17 protein-coding genes are annotated in these 22,613 nt (G+C 58.5%); 10 read left to right on the top strand and 7 right to left on the bottom strand.

All coding sequences use genetic code 11. From position 1 onward, the window contains the following. Nucleotides 1-477 precede the first annotated feature (477 nt). Nucleotides 478-4,008, top strand: coding sequence for a hypothetical protein (locus NTD87_RS25410; RefSeq protein ID WP_262116935.1), 3,531 nt, complete (start codon nt 478-480; stop codon nt 4,006-4,008). 390 nt (nt 4,009-4,398) lie between these two features. Here the strand turns inward: NTD87_RS25410 and NTD87_RS25405 are convergent, their stop codons facing one another. The 5 genes from NTD87_RS25405 to NTD87_RS25385 form a co-directional block, all read right to left on the bottom strand. After that, complete coding sequence (locus NTD87_RS25405) at nt 4,399-4,878, bottom strand: hypothetical protein (RefSeq protein ID WP_262116934.1); 480 nt, start codon at nt 4,876-4,878, stop codon at nt 4,399-4,401. Between the two features lie 9 nt (nt 4,879-4,887). After that, on the bottom strand, nt 4,888-5,955 hold the full coding sequence (locus NTD87_RS25400) for an endonuclease NucS domain-containing protein (protein ID WP_262116933.1): 1,068 nt from the start codon (nt 5,953-5,955) through the stop codon (nt 4,888-4,890). A 689-nt stretch (nt 5,956-6,644) separates the two neighbouring features. Beyond that, entirely contained in the window at nt 6,645-6,917 is a 273-nt protein-coding gene (locus NTD87_RS25395; RefSeq protein WP_262116932.1) for a hypothetical protein, read from the bottom strand. Between the two features lie 371 nt (nt 6,918-7,288). Next, the gene (locus tag NTD87_RS25390) at nt 7,289-7,780 is read right to left on the bottom strand and encodes a DUF2269 family protein (RefSeq protein WP_262116931.1); all 492 of its coding nucleotides are present in this window, start codon (nt 7,778-7,780) and stop codon (nt 7,289-7,291) included. Between the two features lie 2 nt (nt 7,781-7,782). Then, a complete protein-coding gene (locus NTD87_RS25385; protein ID WP_262116930.1) occupies nt 7,783-8,910 on the bottom strand; it encodes a saccharopine dehydrogenase NADP-binding domain-containing protein in 1,128 nt (375 codons plus the stop codon). A gap of 152 nt (nt 8,911-9,062) precedes the next feature. On the opposite strand from NTD87_RS25385, the gene NTD87_RS25380 reads away from it, so the two are divergent. From NTD87_RS25380 to nhaA, 9 genes are all read left to right on the top strand, one after another. Then, entirely contained in the window at nt 9,063-9,239 is a 177-nt protein-coding gene (locus tag NTD87_RS25380; RefSeq protein ID WP_262116929.1) for a hypothetical protein, read from the top strand. 471 nt (nt 9,240-9,710) lie between these two features. Further along, complete coding sequence (gene kdpF, locus NTD87_RS25375; RefSeq protein WP_262116928.1) at nt 9,711-9,803, top strand: K(+)-transporting ATPase subunit F; 93 nt, start codon at nt 9,711-9,713, stop codon at nt 9,801-9,803. Further along, nucleotides 9,800-11,572 carry a potassium-transporting ATPase subunit KdpA gene (gene kdpA / locus NTD87_RS25370; RefSeq protein WP_262116927.1) on the top strand — a complete coding sequence of 591 codons (1,773 nt, stop codon included), beginning with the start codon at nt 9,800-9,802 and terminating at the stop codon, nt 11,570-11,572. Before kdpF ends, kdpA begins: the two co-directional genes overlap by 4 nt. A gap of 10 nt (nt 11,573-11,582) precedes the next feature. Continuing rightward, entirely contained in the window at nt 11,583-13,661 is a 2,079-nt protein-coding gene (gene kdpB, locus NTD87_RS25365; protein WP_262116926.1) for a potassium-transporting ATPase subunit KdpB, read from the top strand. A 12-nt stretch (nt 13,662-13,673) separates the two neighbouring features. After that, a complete protein-coding gene (kdpC, locus tag NTD87_RS25360; protein WP_262116925.1) occupies nt 13,674-14,246 on the top strand; it encodes a potassium-transporting ATPase subunit KdpC in 573 nt (190 codons plus the stop codon). 26 nt (nt 14,247-14,272) lie between these two features. After that, nucleotides 14,273-16,972 (top strand): two-component system sensor histidine kinase KdpD, encoded by a 2,700-nt coding sequence (gene kdpD, locus NTD87_RS25355; protein ID WP_262116924.1) that lies wholly within the window; start codon nt 14,273-14,275, stop codon nt 16,970-16,972. After that, nucleotides 16,969-17,658, top strand: a complete 690-nt coding sequence (gene kdpE / locus NTD87_RS25350) for a two-component system response regulator KdpE (RefSeq protein ID WP_262116923.1) — start codon at nt 16,969-16,971, stop codon at nt 17,656-17,658. Before kdpD ends, kdpE begins: the two co-directional genes overlap by 4 nt. A gap of 313 nt (nt 17,659-17,971) precedes the next feature. Then, entirely contained in the window at nt 17,972-19,174 is a 1,203-nt protein-coding gene (gene gltS / locus NTD87_RS25345) for a sodium/glutamate symporter (protein ID WP_262117031.1), read from the top strand. A 73-nt stretch (nt 19,175-19,247) separates the two neighbouring features. Beyond that, nucleotides 19,248-20,411 carry a Na+/H+ antiporter NhaA gene (nhaA, locus tag NTD87_RS25340; RefSeq protein WP_262116922.1) on the top strand — a complete coding sequence of 388 codons (1,164 nt, stop codon included), beginning with the start codon at nt 19,248-19,250 and terminating at the stop codon, nt 20,409-20,411. A gap of 38 nt (nt 20,412-20,449) precedes the next feature. Here nhaA and NTD87_RS25335 read toward each other — a convergent pair whose 3' ends face one another. After that, nucleotides 20,450-21,484, bottom strand: a complete 1,035-nt coding sequence (locus NTD87_RS25335; RefSeq protein WP_262116921.1) for a DUF2955 domain-containing protein — start codon at nt 21,482-21,484, stop codon at nt 20,450-20,452. Further along, entirely contained in the window at nt 21,474-22,610 is a 1,137-nt protein-coding gene (locus tag NTD87_RS25330; protein WP_262116920.1) for an HlyD family secretion protein, read from the bottom strand. Before NTD87_RS25330 ends, NTD87_RS25335 begins: the two co-directional genes overlap by 11 nt. Between the last annotated feature and the right edge of the window lie 3 nt (nt 22,611-22,613).

The raw sequence follows: 22,613 nt of genomic DNA, 5'->3' as shown, positions 1-22,613 counted from the left end.
ACAGGCGTCACCGGGGCAATCCGTGTGTTTATGTCACTGTCTACGTTGGGTTGTGGATTCAACCGGTCGCAACAGGCAGAAAACGACCAGAAGTGGTCATTAGCACTTGAGCTAGACTGGGCTGTGGAGCGGCATTAGCTTGCGTGAGTTGTTACACCGCTGGCGCTCACCTTTGTTACAAACTAAATGCTCCTATCCTCAGTTATGATCGCCTTAATGAGATTTAACCAGGACGTCGTAGTTAGCTATGTTCGAAATAACAGGGACCGACATCGCGAACTTGAGCGACAGCGATCTACGCACTCTCGTAGCGCGTTTGGCGTTGTCAGAATTACGCTCACGAGGCTGCCCACTCTCGTCCGTGACCGCTGGTGGTAACCAAGACGCTGCAGACGGTGGACTCGATGTTCGCGTTGAGTGCCCTAGTGCAATTGCAAAGCCCGACTTCGTACCACGGGCGCTCACTGGTTTTCAGGTATGCCAGCCAGTGCGATTCGCGACGAGATGCGCCCCGAAGGCACATTGCGACCTGTAATCGGCGAACTTGCGGCGGCATCCGGCTCATACATCATTGTGAGCGCCCAAGGGTCAGTCGCCGACAAGCCGCTGGCGGATCGACGTAAGGCGATCCGCGAACAGCTCCACGATCTTGTCGATGCCCAAAAGCTTCACACTGACTTCTACGATCGGGACCGGTTGGCCACCTGGGTCAACGAATATCCGGGCATCGTGGCATGGGTTCGTTTACGGGTCGGTCTGCGCCTAGCAGGGTGGAGCAGCATCGGCAATTGGGTCGGGACGACGGTGGACGAGCCCAGCACATATCTTTTCGACGATAAGGCATGTCTAACGGATGAGAGATCGCGAGAAGGACTACAACTGACTATCGGCGAAGGGATCGCAAAGCTTCGCGAGACCTTACGCACTCCAGGACAATGCATTCGATTAGTCGGTTTGTCGGGGCTCGGCAAGACGCGATTGGTGCAGGCCCTTTTCGAGAGTCAAGTTGGGTCGGAGCCACTGGACCCTAGCCTCGCGGTTTACACTGATTATTCGGTAGAGACCGATCCAACGGCTCGGGATATGGCGCGTCAACTCATCATGCGAGGTCATCGCGCCGTTCTCGTGGTAGACAATTGCAATCCAGCCACTCACAGCGAGCTAGCCCGCATCTGTTCTGATAGCACGAGCAATGTCAGTCTGCTGACTATTGAGTATGACGTCGGCGATGATGAACCCGAACGGACCGAAGTTTTCCGCCTGCAATCAGCGTCAACCGAACTGGTTTCACAATGGCTTAAACACTCCTTCCCCAATGTCTCGCAGGTCGACCGGAGCACGATAGCAGACTTCAGCGATGGCAATTTTCGCGTTGCGCGGGCGATCGCCGACACACTGGGTAAAGGCGAAACCCTAGGCAAGCTTAAGAGTCGCGACCTATTTGAGCGAATCTTCCAGCAACGCAACGAACCCGATCAAGGCCTACTCCTTGTGGCCGAGGATCTCTCTCTCCTCTATTCGGTGGATGGTGAAGACAGTTCGAGCAACGGCGAACTGGCAAACATCGGAAACATCCGTTCTATCAGCGCACATGCTATGTATGCGGCGCTTATTAGGCTGGGTCGTCGCGGTATCGCCCAGTCGCGCGGCCGGTGGCGCGCGATATTACCCCATGCGATTGCCAACTCCTTGGCTACATCCGCACTGGAAAGAATACCCCCGGAGGAATTCGATCGTTTTTGCGCTTCTCTGACACCGCGGATGCAGAAGTCGCTCTCACGGCGGCTAGGTTTTCTTCACGACAGCGCCGAGCCCCAGGCAACAGTCGCCCGATGGCTCCGCGTAGACGGCCCGCTAGGAGATCTTTTCTCGTTGGGCAAGGACGGGCTCCAGATCATCACCAATATAGCGCCGGTCGCTCCTGAAGCGGTGCTCGCGAGAATTGAACGCGAACTGAATAGTTCCAATGGTGAACTGATACTGGCGCCCAATTCTTCAGACCGCTGGCAGTGGATCCGTCTTATCAAGAAACTTGGTTACGATCCACAAATGTTCGAGCGCGCAGCGATGTTGCTTGCACGCTTTGTAGGCATCGAGCCCGAAGGCAACAAGAGTAATTCTGCGCGAGATGCGTTTGCCGAACTTTTTCATTTGTACTTATCCGGAACACAGGCCCTGCCGGCCCAGCGATGTGACGTCGTCCGGCGATTGGCGACGTCAATTGACCCGGAGCAACGCCGCTGTGCATCAATCACTCTCGATGCACTGCTGAGCACAGGTCATTTCACTTCATCGAGCAACTTCGACTTCGGTGCCCGTCCGCGTGACTGGGGATGGTGTCCGAAGGTCAACAGGGATGTTGGGGACTGGTATAACGCCGCCATTGCGCTCGTTGTAGATCTTTCACAGGGCATTGATGAAGCCCCTAAAATCCTCGCGCGCAGAGTTCGCGAGCTTTGGGCCATAGATGCCTGTCATGAAGCGCTCGAATGCGCCGCCGCCGCTTTCGCGAAGAAAAAACCTTGGATTGAAGGTTGGCTTGGCTTTCGCGCTGCGCTTCGTTTCGAAGGTAAGGCGATGCCTGCTGACGTCAGAGCAAAGCTCGAAACAATCATCCAGCGGTTGAAACCGTCCGATCTTCTGCATCAGGCACGTGCTGTGGTGCTGAACGGCTCGAACAGCGGATGGGACATCGTCGATGGCGACCCCGATGACGACGTGATGCGGCCGTGGCATAAGGCTTCACAGATGGCTCAGGAGGTAGGACGCTTGTTGGCCCAAGACTCCGAGACGCGTAAGCAATTTATCGTTGAACTCCTACCTGGACCGAATCAGCAACGCGCCTTTGAATGCGGTCTCGGCCTTGCCGAAGGGGCGGTTGATCTACTTGCCATGTGGCACGAACTAGTCGCTGAGTTTGCGTTAATCGACCCAAAAAAGCGCAATGCAACAGTGCTCGGAGGTTTCATCTACCAAGCGCACCGACGGGACATCACGTTCACATCGTCGGTACTGGAGGCAGCTATTGATGATCGCGATCTTGGGTCAAGCCTGCCTTATCTCCAAGCACGCGTCGGAATTGATAAAGATGGTATCGAACGGTTACAACGCGCAATTGGCAAGGACGTACTCCTAGCTGCGGACTTCTACAGTATCGCTAATGGTGTTGTCGTAGACTCGCCTTCCGAAGAACTCAGCGCACTCCTTTTCGATATCGCCAAATTGTCAGACGGCGTGGAGATCGCACTCGACATTCTACATATGCATTTCTATCGAGACCGAGAGAATGGTCAGCTATGGAACCAGTCACTGATTGAGGCCGGTCGGGATCTTTTACGCCGCGCCGATTTCAGCCAAAAAGGGCAGCTACGCGATTTCGGTATGCAAACGGTAGTTTGCATTTGCTGCTCAGGCAGTGAGGGTGAAGAGACTGCGCGTGATATTTGTATACACCTTTGCGACGCCATTGAGTCGTTTCATCTTTCTCCCCATGATGTGAGTTATGTGCTCAAAGGGTTGTTCAAGACTCAGACCTTCATCGCATTGGACGTGTTTCTGCTCCACGGGGTTACGCCCGGAACCGCAGCGTTCTTCGAAGTACATTTCAGTTTTGATACTCCAGTTGAAGATATCGATTCGGTGGTTCTTCGTCAGTGGGCAGACATGGATGCCACATTACGATACCCACTGCTTGGTCAAGCCATCCCGATGTTTGCGCGTAAGCATGGCGAAGAAAGCGATGACTTGAACCCGACTCTCTTGGAGCTGCTCGTGTATGCGCCGGACAAACACGCCTTTCTCGGAAGCTACTGGACGCGTTTGCAGCCTCGGAGCTGGATGGGGCCACTAGCCGATATTTTGGTTCGACGCCGGTCGAAGATGCTCATGTTTCGAGATACCCCACATGCGGAAGTACGCCGCTGGATTGATGAGTTGCTTCCTGATCTTGATCTTTGGATTGAGAAGGAACGGAAACGTGATCGGGAGCAGGAAGAAAGTTTTGAATAATGCGCTTTGCTTTGTTTAGAAGCCTGTTCTCCGGTTGGGCGTCCATTACCGCACGATATGAAGGCTCCTTGCCAAGCTATAGACGAATTAGGGCGATTCATTCAACGCTAAGACCGGGGTTGGCCGAATGCCGCCCCTCCTCAAACGGCAGCCTCTGGCCGATAGCAGATATACATTAGCTCCAAGGTAGGTGCCAGCTCGTCTGCGTATAGCAGATATGATTGCGTTGGACCTAACTCTTCATATTGGCGAAATCTGGCAATGCAGCAGCTGCGTAAAGACAACCGCTATGTACCGAAGCTCTACCTGAAACAGTGGGCGAATGACCGATTCTGCCAGCAGCCAGTTGAACGGATACCATGGGCTCAGAAGTCGATGTGGCACCTAGCTTCAATCGAAGCTCGCAAAATTACGTGGGATTGGCTCCAAACACTGCGAGACCTCATGGCAGTAGTCAGGATTAGCCGTTACGAACGCTTTTAGTCCCTGCGCCAGGCTGGCATGGGTAGGCGCCTCGGCCGGACCGTATAGTTTGAACGAGCCCGCTTTCCTGTCCTCGACGGCAACGTAGGGGAAAAAGCCGTGTTCGCTGTTTACGGAATCGTACCGGCGCTGATCTACCGCGCTGTGGAGAAGGACCCACAAGGATGCCACGCAACCATACGTCTGTTCGATGTTTGCGCGTGCATTACCGGGCCGGGTCACTCCGTCCCAGAGCCAGCCACCGACAACATTGACATGCAGATCATCACCACAGGTGATGGTTACGCCAAACGTAGACAATTCCGCTTCCGGATATTCCACTGCTTGATGCACTGCATAGTAGAAATGGCGCATGTGAAAGCCACCGAACTGAACGATCGCGTCCACCGGAATCTCCTACTCCAGCTGCTTATACATCGACAGCCAGAACTCGTTGTGCCCGATAAACTCCTCAAATGCACCGGATGCATAATCCCACGCCTTGCCGGTGGATTTACTGGAGGTCTTTGCGAAGTGATGCTGGTTCGCCCGGCTCGATTTCGCGGAGACGTCCTTAGCCACTAAGCAGCGCATGACTTCATCCAGATCGTTCACCAAGTCATTGCGTGGCCAGTCTCCGAGCTTAACGAGCTGGGTATACCGGTGATGCGACTTGTAGTTCTCGACCTTTTCTGGCGTTGCCCGCGAGTCTGAGGCGAAGACAAAACTGGCCTTGTCGCTCTGGTCCTCCAGCCAATCACAAAGATCCGTCTCAAGTTCCCATCCTAGAAACAAATAATGCTCCTCCTGAAAGTCGGGGTTGAAGATCAGTGCTTTCACGTCGGCCAGCGCTATGTCTGGTACTCGCCACGCGCATAGCAAGCACATGCGCTCACGGTCAGCGATCGGTTCCATTACGATCAACGCCGCGCGTACGTGCGGGACGCCGCGTAAGGCCTTCTGCAGATCATCACAAAAGTCCTGCTGGCGCTCGGCGGAATCGAAGAAACTGAATCGCATGTCTGGAGATAAGCGCGACTCCAGGCTTACCTTTGGCAGGGGTCTCTCCTTAGTGATTACGGTCTTCCCAACCGCAGTGACCTCGAACCCCTTGACCTCCACAGGACAGGAATCCTTGAAGAGTGACAGCGGGACATCGAGTTCATGCCAGTGCGTGGACACAACGAAGCACCGGATTTTGTGGCTGTCTACCTTCTGGTCTTCCATGAATAGCGCGATGTACTTGCTGAGCTCATGTAGGGCCTGCCTCGCAGCCTGGTCACTGCGCTTGACCTCTATGATCACGAAATTGCCGAACTGATCCCTGCCGAGGATATCGAAGGCGCCGCCGACACCGAGGGGATTATCTACGACGAAATTCGTCCTGATCAGGCGAAGCCCCGATTCAATGATCGTCAGGTTTTGAGCCAAATGGTCACGAAGCTCGTCTTCGTCATCGAACAGTCCTAATACACTTTTCGTCATGCACAGCATCCTTGCGTTGTTATGGGTGGTGGGCGCAAGCCGCCACAGGTAACATTGTACGCTCACCCAACTATTCGCTTTCTACACTCAGCCGCCAAAAAACGGCAGGAATCTCGCTAAGCACTGGATCTGGCTGCAGGCAAGGCAATGCCCTGTGCTGTGCTGTGCCTGGAAGGCGATCTTCGAAAGAATGGGGCTCCTGGAAAGTAATCGCCTGGCTGCGGAGGAATCCGGCCACACCCGTCTCGGTGGCCGCTTTAGCCCGGTAGCGCGAGTGTCCACTATGGGTCCAGGCTGTATGAAAACGTTTTAGAGCAAGTTTGACAGTCAGAATCGGAACGAAAGTCGCGTTCCTACGTAAATTGCAGGTGGTCTACTGGCTAACCAAACGCTGGCAGACTTTACGTAGCAACGCAGACTTCAAAACGGTGCATGCGTTTTCACACAGCCTGGGTCGGTTGTCGCCGTTGGTGATGAAATACCTTTGCCAAGAGCGTTAGCCAGATGAAATCTCCTAGTCTGTTTTTACTAAAATAAATCCCTTTTTGTGCAAGCGTCGCTCGCATCCTCCGACAAACAAAACGAGCGCCTTCAGGGCTTAGTAAACCGGAGACTTTCGGCGGGTGCAGGCTGCGATCTTTTAAACGCTTAACGGACTCGCATTACGCCTTTAGAGCGCCCGTTTTCATTCACTTCGACGCCTGCGCCCGCAAGCGTCTGCCGATCACATCCATCACGTCACACCCATCGCGCAACGGAATGGCCAGCAGCTTGGCGAAGTCGGCCAGTACCACTGTGTCGCTCTCGATGTCGGCACGAAAAGCGATATTTTCCAGCACCTGAGTGACCGTGCGGATGCGGTAGTCGGCGGTGGCTTGCAGCACGTCGAGTGGGACTTGGGTGTCGATCAGCAGGGAGGCCGGGATCAGGTCGATTCCGGTGAGGGGCATGTATCTATTCATTTTGAAGATCTCTGTTTGATTGGCTCAAGGCCGTCACACAGTCGTCGCCAAACGATTGGGTGGCAGCTGTGCGCAGGTTGGCGAACCGGCACAGAGAACACCGGCAGACCCAAAGGTCTCCCGCGCACAGCCGCCATGGAAAGCGGCTTTGCGGGTGCGTTGGCCCCTGCAATAAAGCGGATAGCCCTCGCATTCTCTGTGATCAGGTCGCCAAACCTGAATCGCCATTTGGGCGACGGGGCGGACTATAAGCTTCATCCAATCAGGGGGCAAGGTGAGGGATTCTCAGGTTGATGTAGGACCTGTGTTGATACGGTCCTGGACCTTTCATGAGCCATTCGCCTAACTGAAGGAACGCTCAAGCAGCCCTCCTACCCCAACACTTCAACCCAGTACCTCGGCGTCATCTTCGTCACCATAATCATCACAATCACAAACATCCCCAAAAAACCCGCAATCCCCATCCAGAACCATTTCCTGTAAACGGACTTGTACTCATCATCGAGCCCCACCCCCGCCTCAACCGCGCTCAAGGCCATCACGTGCAGCCGCTTCTGAAGCACCAGCACCGGAAGCCAAAGCGAACCCACGCACAGGAAGATGATCAGCGACGTCAGAACCCATTCCGTGGTCAGTGAAAGTCCGGCAAGCCTCACCAGCAGGTAGCCCGTCGCGATCTGAATGAAGCCTGCCGGTGTGGTAATCCAGGTGTCGAACCGCACAACCATTCTGGTCACGTGCGCGATCACTTGAGGGTTGGCCGTGCGGCTGGCGGCGATCAGGTAGAGGTAAGACCCCATGCCGAATCCGAACAGGAAAATGGCGGCGATGACGTGGATGTACTTCAGGCACAGATAGAGCATGGTCAGCTCTGCTCGTCAGAGAAGTGTACGGACAAATGCAAATTCGCCGGATCGTTAATCGCGGCCATGTATTCATCGACGGTGATCACGCCCACGCAGGCTCGGGCACCGGGCTCGGGCAAGTACCCCTGGGCGATTTTTGCAGCCAGCGCGACAGCTGCGCAGCTAGGAATTTCCGGGCCCTTGTCATTCATGGCCGTCAGTTGCACGTTCATGGACAGCGGCTTTCCTTCAACATCGATGCCCTGGACGTCGATGTACATTGCGCTTTTGCCATCGCCGAATCGTTCGAACCGCCGCCCCCAGCGATGCAACCTTGCAGCCCATGGCGCAGGGTCCCGTACCAGCCCCACTCTCAGCGCCTGAGCAAGCAGGTAGTTGGCCACACCGCCGAGCTTCAGGCCCGATCCCGCCTTGAAGCTCAGGGTCTGGGCGCCATAACGGTGGGCGAAGATATCCATGTCCGGCACGTCGACATTAGCCAGGACCCGGGTGCCCAGTTGTTGCAGCTTGCGAAGCGTCAGGCCCTGCCAGCCCAACACTGTGTGCACCTGTCCATCCTTGAGTTGCGTGATCGGTTTACCTGCGTAGGCGAGTACGCCTTCGACGGTCGACAGTCCCGGCATCTTGGCTGAAGATGAAATACCGTGTTCGATCGAGTCGATACGGTTAAAGCGATGTCGGTGCTGGTCGATTATTGCTGCCGATAGCGTCGGTACCGAACTGCAACCGCTGAGGATAGCCACTCCCGCACGCTTGGCTCGTGCGTCGAGCGCGTCTATACCGGTGACGAAGGTACGGCAGTCAGACAGGTCGCAGTAGTTCACACCCGCGTCGATGCAACCCTGCGCAACGGCATAGGACTGCCCCTGAAACGGGCCACCAGTATGGATGACCAGCTGGATGCCCATCGCGCTCAAGGCAGACTTGAACGCAGTGCCCATGGCATCGCCGCACCAGCTTTCATAGGGTGTGCCCGATTGGGCTTTCAACTCATCGACTTTGCGCAACAACTTGTGTGGGTCACGCCCCGAAATCACCAGAGATACGCCTGGCATCACAACTAAATGCCGGCAAACGATGCTGCCAAAGTTTCCGTAGCCACCGATCACCATCACCCTGAGTGTCATTCAACGCTTCCCTAAACCATTCGATCATACGGCTAACCCGCCCCGAGAGAGGGGCTGGGGCGGAGCTTCTCTGATATCGAATGGCCAGGCAAGCGCCATTGGCATTAGTTGTTGCGGACCACTAGGCTGGAGAGCGAGACAGCACATTATCGATGCCCGAGATCCTCAACAGCCTTGATAAATGGCTGGTGCCATTCGGTAAGCGATACCTCCACTTCGACGCTGGTGGCGACAGTTATGAAGGGGTCATAGTCGACTCTGAAAAGGTGCAGCAAATCACTGAACTCGCAAAGCGTGCCGGCGTTAATGTGAGTCTTGATCACTTCTGATTCCGAAAAACGGAAATAACCCAGGAAAAACTAGCCCATTCATATTCTTCCCCTTATGTGGGAGAGATGGTGGCCAGTATTCCAATCATGATCGTTAACGCTAAAAAACCACCCAAGAAAATTGCGAGCTTAGCCATCAGGCCTCCTAAAAATCGAGTCACATAGAAACTCTCCCGTCAGGCTCCACTTGGCCCCCCGGGTGGGGAGCATTGTCGGACGGGGGCTGGTTTCGATACAGAGGCAGGTAGCGAAGAAAAATACGGATCAGTGCAATGAATTTGAGTGGGGTCTTTACACGATCTTTATTTCCCGCCCCCCAATCCTTTTAACAATTTACTGATCATGCAACTAGGCTTGCCTCATCGCTGGAGGGAACGCCATGGACTTCTATTTTTTGCTACTCGGTGCACTGTTTTTCATCATCCTGGTCGGTTTGGCGCAGGGCTGTGCGGCGCTTAACAGGAGACGGTCATGACGGGCTTCTATCTGTTCGGCGGCCTGATAGCGGCCGGCCTGCTGGTTTACCTGATCGCTGCCCTGCTGTTTCCGGAGGACTTCCTATGACTATTCAAGCCTGGGTCCTGCTCGGGGCCTTCCTGCTGGCGTTGGGTATTCTGGCCTGGCCCCTTGGGCGCTGGTTGACCACCGTGATGGAGGGCCGATTTGCCTTTGGTTCGCGCATCGAGTCGCCTCTGTACCGCCTGGCCGGCGTCAAGCCTGATACGCAGATGGGCTGGCTTCAGTACGCCCTCGCCCTGATTCTGTTCAATGCATTGGGGCTACTGGCTGTCTACGCATTACAACGGCTACAAGGCGTTCTGCCCTTCAACCCGCAGGGGTTCGCTGCGGTTACGCCTGACTCATCGTTCAATACCGCCGCCAGTTTTGTCACCAACACTGACTGGCAAGGCTACAGCGGCGAGTCGACGATGAGTTACCTGACCCAGATGCTTGCGCTGACGGTGCAGAACTTTTTGTCCGCCGCCACCGGCATTGTGGTGGCGATTGCCCTGATCCGCGGGTTCGCGCGCCACAGCGCGGATAGCATCGGCAATGCCTGGACCGACCTCACCCGCATCACGCTGTGGGTGTTGTTGCCACTGTCGTTGATATTCGCGCTGTTCTTCGTCAGCCAGGGCGCGATCCAGAATCTTGACCCTTACAAGGACGTCACGACGATGGAGGTCATGCAGTACCAGGCCCCGGTGCTCAATGCCGCCGGCCAGCCGACCCTTGATGCCCAGGGCAATCCGGTGACCGTGGCCAGCAGCACTGACAAACAGACCATCGCAATGGGGCCGGTCGCCTCGCAAGAGGCGATCAAGATGCTGGGCACCAATGGTGGCGGTTTCTTCAACGCCAACTCGGCACACCCCTACGAGAACCCCACCGCCGTCACCAATTTCTTTCAGTTGATCGCGATCTTCCTGATCCCGACCGCGCTGTGTTTCGTCTTCGGCCACGTCGTTGGCGATATACGCCAAGGCTGGGCGCTGCTGGCGACGATGACGATCATCTTCGTGATCGCGGTGGTGGCCGTCACCCATTACGAGCAACTCGGTAATCCGCAGTTTTCCGCGATGGGGATCGATACGGCGGCGGGCAACATGGAAGGCAAGGAATTGCGCTTCGGCATCAGCGGATCAAGCCTGTTCGCGGCCGTGACGACCGCGGCTTCATGCGGTGCGGTCAACGCGATGCACGACTCGTTCACCCCACTGGGCGGCGCGGTGCCGCTGGTGCTGATGCAACTGGGTGAAGTGGTGTTCGGCGGCACCGGCTCCGGACTGTACGGCATGCTGGTATTCGCGATCCTCGCGGTGTTTATCGCCGGCCTGATGATCGGCCGTACCCCCGAATACCTGGGCAAGAAAATCGAAGCCTATGAGATGAAGATGGTCGCCATCGCGATTCTGGTGACGCCGTTGCTGGTGCTGTTCGGGACCGCCATCGCGGTCATGGCCGAGGCCGGCAAGTTGGGGATCGCCAACCCCGGCGCCCATGGTTTTTCGGAAATCCTCTACGCCTTCACCTCGGCGGCCAACAACAACGGCAGCGCATTCGCCGGGTTATCGGCCAACACGCCGTTCTACAACACGATGCTGGCCATCGCCAGCTGGTTTGGCCGGTTCGGCGTCATCGTACCGGTGCTTGCGGTCGCCGGCAGCCTGGCCGCCAAGAAACGCCTGGCGGTCACCGGCGGCACGATGCCCACCCACGGAATGCTGTTCATCGTGCTGTTGATCGGCACGGTGTTGCTGGTCGGTTTGCTGAACTACGTACCGGCGCTCGCGTTGGGGCCCGTCGTCGAACACCTCATCATGACCAAGTGAGATCAGGCACATGACACGTAAAACGTTCTCCTTGTTCGACCCGAAACTGATAAGCCCGGCCATGGTCGAGTCGGTACGCAAACTCAGCCCCAGGATCCAGTGGCGCAACCCGGTGATGTTCGTCGTCTACATCGGCGCAATCATCACCACCGCGCTGTGGGTCCAGGCCCTCAGCGGCAAGGGTGAGGCCAGCACCGGGTTCATCCTCGCCATTGCCTTGTGGCTGTGGTTCACCGTGCTCTTCGCCAACTTTGCCGAAGCACTGGCTGAAGGTCGCAGCAAGGCCCAGGCGGCCTCCCTGCGAGACCTCAAAAAGCAAACCTGGGCCAAGAAACTGCGCGAGCCTCACTACGGCGCCGAGTGGCAGTTGGCTCAGTCGAGCGACTTGTGCAAAGGCGATGTGATGGTGGTTGAAGCCGGTGATCTGGCGGACTCGGTGATCCCCGCCGACGGCGAAGTGATCGAAGGTGCCGCCTCAGTGGATGAGTCCGCCATTACCGGCGAATCGGCCCCGGTGATTCGCGAGAGTGGCGGCGACTTCTCGGCGGTGACCGGCGGTACGCGGGTACTGTCGGACTGGATCGTCGTCCGCGTGACCACCAACCCTGGCGAAACCTTCGTCGACCGGATGATCGCGATGGTCGAGAACGCCAAACGGCAAAAGACCCCGAATGAAATCGCCCTGTCGATCCTGCTGGTCGCTCTGACCATCGTGTTTCTGGGGGTCACGGTGACGCTCCTGCCCTTCTCCCTGTTCGGGGTCGCGGTGGCCAAATCCGGTTCGCCGGTCTCGATCACCGTGCTCATTTCACTGCTGGTGTGTCTGATACCGACGACCATTGCCGGTCTGCTGTCGGCCGTCGGTGTGGCGGGCATGAGCCGGATGATGGAGGCCAACGTGATCGCCACCTCCGGCCGTGCCGTAGAGGCTGCCGGTGACGTGGATGTTCTGCTGCTCGACAAGACCGGGACCATCACCCTGGGCAACCGTCACGCCTCGGCGTTCTTGCCGGCGCCGGGCATCAAGGAGGCGGAACTGGCGGATGTCGCGCAGCTCGCGTCCCTGGCCGACGAAACGCCTGAAGGGCGCAGTATCGTGGTCTTGGCCAAACAACGGTTCAACCTGCGAGAACGCGATATCGCGGCGCTGCATGCGCACTTCGTGCACTTTTCAGCGCAGACCCGCATGAGCGGTGTCAACCTGGATGACCGGCAACTGCGCAAGGGGGCCGGCGAAGCGATCGTGCGGCATGTCCAGAGTCTGGGCGGGCAATTCCCCGAAGCGGTACAAACCGTCGTCGAAGAAGTGGCGCGTCGGGGCAGCACGCCGCTGGTGGTTGCCGACGGGGCCAAGGTGTTGGGCGTCATCGAGCTCAAGGACATCGTAAAAGGCGGCATCAAGGAGCGTTTCGTCGAGTTGCGCCGCATGGGGATCAAGACCGTCATGGTGACGGGCGACAATCGGGTCACCGCCGCCGCCATCGCCGCCGAGGCCGGTGTCGATGACTTTCTGGCCGAAGCGACGCCCGAACAAAAGTTGCAGCTGATCCGCAACTATCAGGCTGAAGGCCGGTTGGTGGCCATGACCGGCGACGGCACCAACGACGCCCCGGCACTGGCTCAGGCGGACGTCGCCGTGGCGATGAACTCCGGGACTCAGGCCGCCAAGGAAGCCGGCAATATGGTGGACCTGGACAGCAACCCGACGAAACTGATCGAGGTGGTGGAAACCGGCAAACAGATGCTGATGACCCGAGGTTCCCTGACCACGTTCTCGATTGCCAACGACATCGCCAAGTATTTCGCGATCGTCCCGGCGGCCTTCGTCACCACCTACCCTCAGCTCGCGGCACTCAACGTCATGGGCCTCACGAGCCCGAACTCAGCGGTGCTGTCGGCGGTGATTTTCAATGCGCTGATTATCATTTTCCTGATTCCCCTGGCCCTCAAAGGCGTGAAGTACCGCCCGGTCGGTGCAGCCCTGCTGCTGCGCCGCAACCTGTTGATCTATGGGCTGGGTGGGGTGATCGTTCCATTTATAGGCATAAAATTGATCGACATGGCGTTAACCCTTGTCGGTCTGACTTGAGGGAGCATTGTCATGATATCTCTGCTGCGTCCGGCCTTGACCCTGCTGATTGCGCTGTCACTGATTACCGGGCTGGCCTATCCGCTGATCACCACCGGGATCGCCAGGCTGGTTTTTCCTCATCAGGCCGCTGGCAGTCTGGTTGAAAGAGACGGCAAAACCGTGGGTTCTCTGTTGATCGGCCAAGGCTTCAGCGATCCGAAATACTTCTGGAGCCGCCCTTCCGCCACCAGCCCCATGGCCTACAACCCGCTGGCCTCGGGCGGCTCGAACCTGGGCCCGCTGAACCCGGCGTTGGCGGAGGCGATCAAGGGCCGCATCGACGCGTTGCGCGCCGCTGATCCGGGCAACACCACCACGGTGCCCGCCGACCTGGTCTACAGCTCCGCCAGTGGTCTTGATCCGCATATCAGCATTGCTGCCGCGCTGTATCAGGCAGGCCGGATTTCGCGAGTGCGCAACCTGCCCATCGAGAAGGTTCGCGAACTGATCAACGAACACGCTGAAGGCATGCTGCTCGGGTTCCTCGGCGAGCCTCGGGTCAACGTACTGGAACTGAACCTGGCACTCGACGCCGCACATTGAGCGCTAACTCACACACGGTGAGCTTGATGGCCGAAGAACGTCCTGACCCGGACCAGCTACTGGCACAGATTCGCGAAGACGAAGCGCAAGCCAAACGCGGTCGGCTGAAGATTTTTTTCGGCGCCAGTGCCGGTGTCGGCAAGACCTACGCGATGCTGGCCGCTGCCCAGACAGCGAAACAACAGAACATCGATGTGCTGACTGGCGTGATCGAGACTCACGGTCGCGCCGAAACCCTGGCCCTGACAGTGGGGCTTGAACAACTGCCTCCAAGGCAAGTCGTCGACAAGAACCGCACACTGACCGAGTTCGATCTGGACGCCGCACTCGCGCGCAAACCGGGCTTGATCCTGATCGATGAACTGGCCCATTCCAATGTCGTCGGCTCCCGGCACCCAAAGCGCTGGCAAGATGTGGAGGAGCTGCTCAGTGCCGGTATCGACGTCTGGTCGACCATGAACGTTCAGCACCTCGAAAGCCTGAACGACATTGTCGGCGGCATCACTGGCATTCGGGTCTGGGAGACCGTGCCTGATCATGTTTTCGACACCGCCGACGAAGTGGTCATCGTCGACTTGCCGCCCGATGACCTGTTGCAGCGCTTGAAGGAAGGCAAGGTCTACATGGCGCAACAGGCCGAGCGCGCGGTGCAGAACTTCTTTCGCAAAGGCAATCTGATCGCCTTGCGCGAACTGGCGCTGCGTAGAACGGCCGATCGCGTCGACAGCGAGATGTTGCAGTACCGCAAGAGCAGCGCGGTCAAACCGGTCTGGGGCACCCGCGAGTCGCTACTCGCCTGCATAGGTCCTCATGAACAGGCAGAAAAAACCGTACGTTCGACGGCACGGCTGGCCGCTCAACTCAGCGTGCCGTGGCACGCTGTGTATGTCGAAACCCCGGCCTTGCAGCGCCTGCCGGAAGCCAAGCGCCGTCGCGTGCTGGCGACCTTGAAACTGGCCCAGAACATGGGCGCGCAAATCGCGACCCTGGCCGGCCAGGACATTGCCGAAACACTGGTCAAGTACGCACGGCAGTACAACCTCTCCAAAGTCGTGCTGGGCCGTGACGAACGTCCGCGTCACCGACTCTGGCGACGGGTGCTGGCGGATCGGATTGGAGCACTGGCCGCTGATCTCGACGTGATTCAGGTCTCGCTGCCAAGCAGCAGCCGCCCGCAAGCCGAGAGCACGGCCACCGTCGGCGAAAGCCCGATCACGTGGCAGCCCTATATCTGGAGCGCGGTACTCTGCGCGGTAACGACCCTGCTTGCCTTGCCTCTGGCCGGGCTACTGGAGCAGGCGAACATCGTCATGATTTTCTTGCTGGCGGTCGTCGCTGTCGCGGTGCGCTTCGGTCGTGGCCCGGCCGTGATGGCGGCCTTCGTGTCAGTCGGTGCCTTCGACTTTTTCTTTGTCTCGCCGCGCTTTTCTTTCGCCATTTCCGATGTCCAGTACCTGGTGACCTTCAGCGTCATGCTCGTTGTCGCCCTGGTGATCGGGCAAATGACCGCCGGCCTGACCTTCCAGGCGCGGGTGGCGCAACGGCGCGAAGACCGCATGCGGGCGCTGTACGAGATGTCGCGTTTATTGTCCGCCGCGCTGCTGACCGAGCAGGTCGCCGAAATCGGCGCACGCTTTCTGTCCGCCGAGTTTGGCGCAAGGTCGGCACTGCTGGTCGCTGACGACAACAATAAACTACAAGCCCCACTGGTCACGGGGGATGCACCGCAAGTCGACTTTGCCATTGCCCAATGGTCGTTCGATAAAACCGAGCCGGCCGGCTACGGCACCGACACCCTGCCCTCAAGTTCCACGCTCTACCTGCCCTTGTCGGCCCCCATGCGGGTACGCGGGGTGTTGGCCGTGCAGCCACTGGACACCACACGGCTGGCGGTGCCGGAACAGCGACGCCTGCTCGATACCTGTGCGTCGTTGCTGGCCATCTCGCTCGAACGGATTCACTACATCCATGTGGCCCAGGACACGACGGTTCAGATGGAGTCCGAGCGGTTGCGCAACTCGTTACTGTCAGCCATCTCCCACGACCTGCGCACGCCGCTGTCGGTCATGGTCGGGCTCGCCGAAGCGCTCAAACTGACCAGGCCACCCTTGACCGGAGACGCCGCCGAGATCGCCACGGCGGTGGGTGAATCTGCACTGCGCATGAACACACTGGTCAACAACCTGCTGGACATGGCTCGCCTCGAATCCGGCAAGGTGGTGCTGAATCGTCAGTGGCAACCCATCGAAGACGTGGTCGGTAGCGCCCTGAGAGCCATCCAACCGATTCTGGGAGGACGTTCGGTGCACGTCGCCCTGGATGATGACTTGCCACCGGTGCGCATCGACGCCGTACTGATCGAGCGCATTCTCATCAACCTGATCGAGAACGCCGTCAAGTACACACCGCCTGACACCGCCATCAGCCTGGGGGCCGTTGCGACGCCCGACAACATCGAATTATGGGTCGCCGATGAGGGGCCAGGATTGCCCCACGGCCACGAAGAGGCGATCTTCAGCAAGTTCATGCGTGGCAAGAAGGAAAGCTCGATTCCCGGCGTCGGACTGGGTCTGGCCATCTGCCGGGCCATTGCCCAGGCTCATGGGGGAACCATGCTCGGTATCACCCGCCCGGAAGGCGGTGCGCGCTTCACGTTACGTCTGCCCCGTGAAGAGCCACCGGTGATCGAGCCGTTTGCGCAGCAGACTGACGAGGACCAACCATGAGCGAGCCGGTGCTGCGTGTCCTGCTGATTGAAGACGAGAAGGAAATCCGCCGTTTTGTGCGGATGGCCCTGCAAGCCGATGGCCTGGAAGTGCATGAAGCCGAGACCTTTCAGCGAGGCCTGATCGACGCTGGAACGCGCCGGCCGGATCTGATCGTGCTCGACCTCGGACTGCCCGACGGTGACGGCGTCGACCTGATCCGGGACGTACGGAGTTGGTCAGAGGTGCCGATCATTGTCTTGTCTGCCCGCGGCGCGGAATCCGACAAAATTCTGGCCCTGGACACCGGGGCTGACGACTACCTGGTGAAACCCTTCGGCACCGGAGAACTGCTCGCCCGTGTCCGTGCCCTGTTACGCAGGCGCGTGAAAGATGCCGAGAACCACGCAGTGCTGAGCTTCTCCGACATTCAAATCGATCTGGATCGACGCGTCGTGGAGCGTGCCGGCGCCCCTTTGCACCTGACACCACTGGAGTACCGTTTGCTGGTTCATCTTTGCTCGCACCCGGACCGGGTGCTGACACACCTGCAGCTACTCAAAGCGGTATGGGGTCCTTCGCACACCACCGATACACCTTACCTTCGGGTCTTCATGGGGGGGCTGCGCAAAAAAATCGAAGCCGACCCGTCCCAGCCACGGCACCTGGTGACCGAAACCGGTATTGGTTACCGATTTATTCCCTGAGCAGATGACTGAGGTTCTTGTCGCCGCGTGTACAGCGTTTGACCGGCATTGGAATGACGTCGGCATCAATAGCTCTGCACGTGCACTATCATTATCTGGAGACGGGCCACTGCACCCGACTCGACACAGCCACTGGGGACGCTCTCCCCCGCTTTCAAAGGCCCCGAATATTTCTCGCAACTGCGATGGGGCGTGAGCGTGGGCTCAATGCTATCGAGCGTTACCGGTCATCTGTTTCTCAGGTTCGCGGCGGCTCATTCCAGGACAGCCCGACTGCGCGCAGATAACGAATCTATCTCTACGGGAGAGGAATATCGTGCGCCTCGACACGCTGGAAACGCTGATGGCCGCGTCCCTCGTTCTTCTTCTCGGGCGACTGATCCTTGCTCGGGTACGAATATTGCGCACCTACAGCATCCCCGAACCCGTGGTCGGCGGGCTGCTGGTAGCGCTGCTGGTTTTTGCATCAGGCCGCGCCTTCAACATCGACGTGCGTTTCGATACAACGCTTCAAGCGCCGCTGATGCTCACGTTCTTCGCCACCATTGGCCTTAACGCAGACCTGGCAGGGCTCAAAGCTGGCGGACGTTCACTGGTGGTTTTTCTCGGTGCGGTGGTCGGCTTGCTCGTGATGCAGGATGCGCTCGGCATTGGACTTGCCTGGGCGTTGGGGCAAGAGCGCATTCTCGGCCTGCTGGGGGCGTCGGTGACGTTGTCGGGTGGGCATGGCACAGGTGCGGCCTGGGCTGCCGTGTTTTCGGAACGCCATGGGCTCGCCTCGGCGACAGAGATTGCGATTGCCTGTGCCACGTTCGGCCTGATACTGGGGGGATTGATCGGCGGCCCGGTCGCGCGCTTTCTGATCATGCGGCATGGCCTTACCTCAACCCCGCAATCCAACATCGCAAGCGCGACTGCTTTCGAGCAACCCAAAGCCGTTCGCCCGATCTCGGCGGACGTCTTTATTGAAACCGTGGCACTGATTGCCATTTGCCTCGCTGTCGGCTCGACGCTTGCCTCATGGCTGGCCAACACCGCATTCGAGCTGCCGGCGTTCGTGTGCGTATTGTTCGTTGGCGTTGTTCTGCGTAACGGCCTCGCCCTACGCGGCTGGTATCAGGTGTTCGAGCGCGAAGTGTCGCTGCTCGGCAATGTCAGCCTCGGGCTCTTTCTGGCGATTGCGCTGATGAGCCTGCGCCTGGGTGACCTGGCGTCGCTTGCGCTGCCGCTTCTCGCGATCCTGGCTGTGCAGGCGCTGGCGATGGCCGGCTACGCCATTTACATCACCTTCCGGATCATGGGGAGCAACTACGATGCAGCGGTGCTGGCAGCCGGGCACTGCGGTTTCGGCCTTGGGGCCACGCCGACGGCGATCGCCAACATGCAAGCCATCACGGCGCAGTTCGGCCCTTCCCATCTTGCCTTCCTGGTCGTGCCGATGGTGGGCGCGTTTTTCATCGACATCGTGAATGCGGTTGTCATCAAGTTGTTCCTGCTACTGCCCATCTACGGGTGAAGAATGGGTGTCTGGTCATTCATTAGACGACTACAGTTAACCCATTACCTCTTTAGCAACTCTGAGGAATTTGATGACCAAGCAGCGCGCTATGGCTGAAACACCTAGGGCCGCTGCGATTCTGGCCCGATTCTTATCGTCGGAATCTGCAGGCGGTCTGGTTCTAATGGGCGCAGCGTCAGCGGCCCTGATTGTTGCCAACTCGCCACTCTCTGGAGGCTATTTTGCACTTTTGAATAGCGTCTGGTTGGGCCTGTCAGTCGAGCACTGGATTAATGATGGTCTGATGGCGGTTTTCTTTCTATTGGTTGGTCTTGAGATCAAAAGAGAGGTGCTTGCGGGGGGGCTCGCTACATGGGGGCAGCGTGCATTACCAGGGCTTGCCGCCTTGGGTGGATTGGTAGTCCCTGCACTGATCTATATCGCGATTAACTGGGGAAATGCTCAGACCCTGAACGGCTGGGCCATTCCTGCTGCCACCGATATTGCGTTTGCCTTAGGCGTTTTGTCGCTATTGGGTAAGCGAGTACCTATTTCGCTGAAGATTTTCCTGGCAGCCTTGGCGATCATCGATGATCTTGCAGCGATATTGATTATTGCTGTTTTCTATACTTCGGGCCTTTCACTGCCGATGTTGTTGGCTTCATTTGCCACACTGATCGCTCTCATTGCAATGAACCGTCTGGGTGTAAGACGGTTGCTTCCTTATCTGGTGATGGGGGGCTTGTTGTGGCTCCTCGTCCTACAGTCTGGGGTACACGCTACGTTGGCGGGTGTTGCTTTGGCGCTCTGTATCCCCATGGGCGAACCGGAGGAGGAATCACGATCTCCACTGCTGTTCCTGGAGGAAAAACTTCACTCTTTGGTAGCGTTTGCCATCGTTCCAATTTTTGGCTTTGCCAACGCTGGGGTTTCGCTGGCTGGTATCTCCATGGAGAATTTGGTTGATCCAGTTCCGCTGGGCGTTGCACTGGGTCTGCTGGTTGGTAAACAGATAGGTATTTTCCTCTTGGCTGCGCTAGCCATTCGTCTGGGATTGGCCAGGTTACCGGAGGGCAGTAACTGGATGCAGGTCTACGGCGTCGCGCTCTTGTGCGGCATCGGTTTCACAATGAGTCTTTTTATTGGAAATCTTGCGTTCCCTGAATCGCCTCATCTGGTTGATGAAGTCAAAGTCGGTGTGCTGATCGGTTCGATCCTGTCAGCCATAGCCGGCGTAGTCGTACTGCGCCGCTGAAGCGTTATACCTGCGAACTACCGCATACCGCTTGAACCTCAGGCGCGAATGGCGCGCCGTTGTCGACGAGCCCGTAGATTATCGATCACATAGACCACGCCGCAGGCATACAGGGTCACCGCGATGAACAGCCCCATGCGCACGGCGAATGCACTGTAGACATCCTTGCCGGCGATACTGTCCTGGACCGATTGCCCCAGCAGGATGATCAAGGTCGACAGGGTACTCAACCAGAATCCCGGACTTCGCCGGCTCGGGTCAAGACCGTACAACTTGCGCGCCAGCCACAGACAGAACAGCAGCATCCACAGGAAGAACATCCACAGGTGGGGGAAGAGACCCAGTGCCCCCCAAAACAGGATGGCCAGCAGACCACCGAGTAGGGTCGAACCCAGCAGCTCGCGACCAGCATCGCGGGCATTAGTGCTGCTGACCTGCTGGCCAAGGCTGACTAACTTTATGACCAGCGGTACATAGCTGGCTGGGTCGATCAGGACCATGAGGAAAGTCGGCAGCACCACCAGCGTGGCACGCAGGGCCACCCATGCCGCCTCGGCCGGCGCCAAGGCGGGACGCGGTGGATCGGCCGGGGTATCGATCGGCTCCGGGAACAGCCAATGGCCCAGCATCACGAACAGGACTGCCAGCAGCATGCCCTTGGTCAGGGCCTCTACCACGAGCAGGGCCAACGTGAAGCTTGCGGTGCCGGAAGCAGAGACCAGCGTCAGACCGATCACCAACAAGGTCGACAGCAACGCATTGCCGCCGAGCTGCTCGAAACGAAAGCACAGGAACAGCCCCAGCCCGACCAACAAAAACCCGCTCAAGGCGGCATGACGCAGCAGGGGAATCAGCAGCAGGCCGACACTGGAGGTCAGCAAGACCATGAGCACCAACATCGGTCCGGCCTTCAACGGCAATCGCCGATTGCTCAGGGCCAGCAGGAGCAAGGCCAGCACCGGGGCCAAAAACGGAATTGGCAGGTCCAGGCCGAAACTCGTGGCCAGGCACAGCGCGGTACCACTGGCTAGACGCAAGGCGCGCTGGCTGCGTGGATCGCGCTCAGTACGCATACGACAGCCAACTCATCAGGCGCAAAAACAGCCGACCCAGCGGGTTGAGCGGATTGCCCGGGCGGGGGAACGCCATGACTTCCGCCTGACCGCCGACCCGTAAACCGCGCAGGTCAGTCAGTTCGCCCGGGGTGAACTCGATGATGACCGGAAAACGCTGAGCGGGACGCAACCAGTCGCGGCTGTTCTGCACGTTCGGCAGGGTCCCGGGCGCCGTGTTCAGACCGACGCTGACGCCATAGCCAACGCTGCGTACCCGCCCTTCAAAGACCTCGCCGGGCAAGGCGTCCAGCACAATAGACACCGGAGTGCCCGGCTCGACATGCCCCAGGTTGTTCTCGGTCATGTCGGCACTGATCCAGACGTCATGGATGGCAATCAGGGTCATCACCGGATTTCCTGCGGCGGTATATTGGCCGACCTCCGTACGCAAGTCGGTGATGAGGCCCGCCAGGCGGGCATGCACCTGAGTATTGGCCAGGTCCAGCTCGGCCTTTTCCAGCGAGCTGGTGGCGCTGCGGATCTGGGCGTTTTCCCCCTCGCTGCCGCCCTGCTGTTCCCGTGCGCGCTGCACCTCGGCCCGGGCGGCCTGGGCCTGGCTGATGGACTGCTGACGGGTGGCCTGCGCACTCTCAAGCCGGCGCTGGGAGATTGTGCCAGGGTCATCGCGGTACAGACGCTCCAGCCGGTCGCTGTCCTGGCGCGCCCTGAGTTCAGCGGCCTGGGCTGCGCGCAGCGTCGCCTGCGCCGAGTCGATCCCGGCCGTGCTCGCGCCGATCTGTCGGCGCGTCGTTTCGAGATCGGCACGGGCCCGGTCGACGGCGATCTGGTACTGCTGCGGGTTCACTTCAAATAACAGGTCTCCGGCTTTAACGTCCAGGTTGTTGCGCACCAGTACCCTGGACACCCGCCCCGACACTTCTGCTGCCACCGGTATCACGAAAGCCTGCACCCGCGCTTGCTGGGTGTAAGGCGTAAAGCGGTCGGCCATTAAGTACCAGGCGAGACTGAGTACGATCAGCATGGCCACCCACTTGATTCCCTTGCCAGCGGCATCGTCTTCCTTCGCCGCAGGTGCTTTGGCCTGCTCTGGTTCTGGCGAGTCGGGTTGCGCTCGTTCACTCATGTT

The sequence above is a fragment of the Pseudomonas sp. 6D_7.1_Bac1 genome, assembly GCF_025465945.1.
Taxonomy (GTDB): Bacteria; Pseudomonadota; Gammaproteobacteria; order Pseudomonadales; family Pseudomonadaceae; genus Aquipseudomonas.
This window is presented reverse-complemented; position numbering and strand designations above follow the sequence as displayed.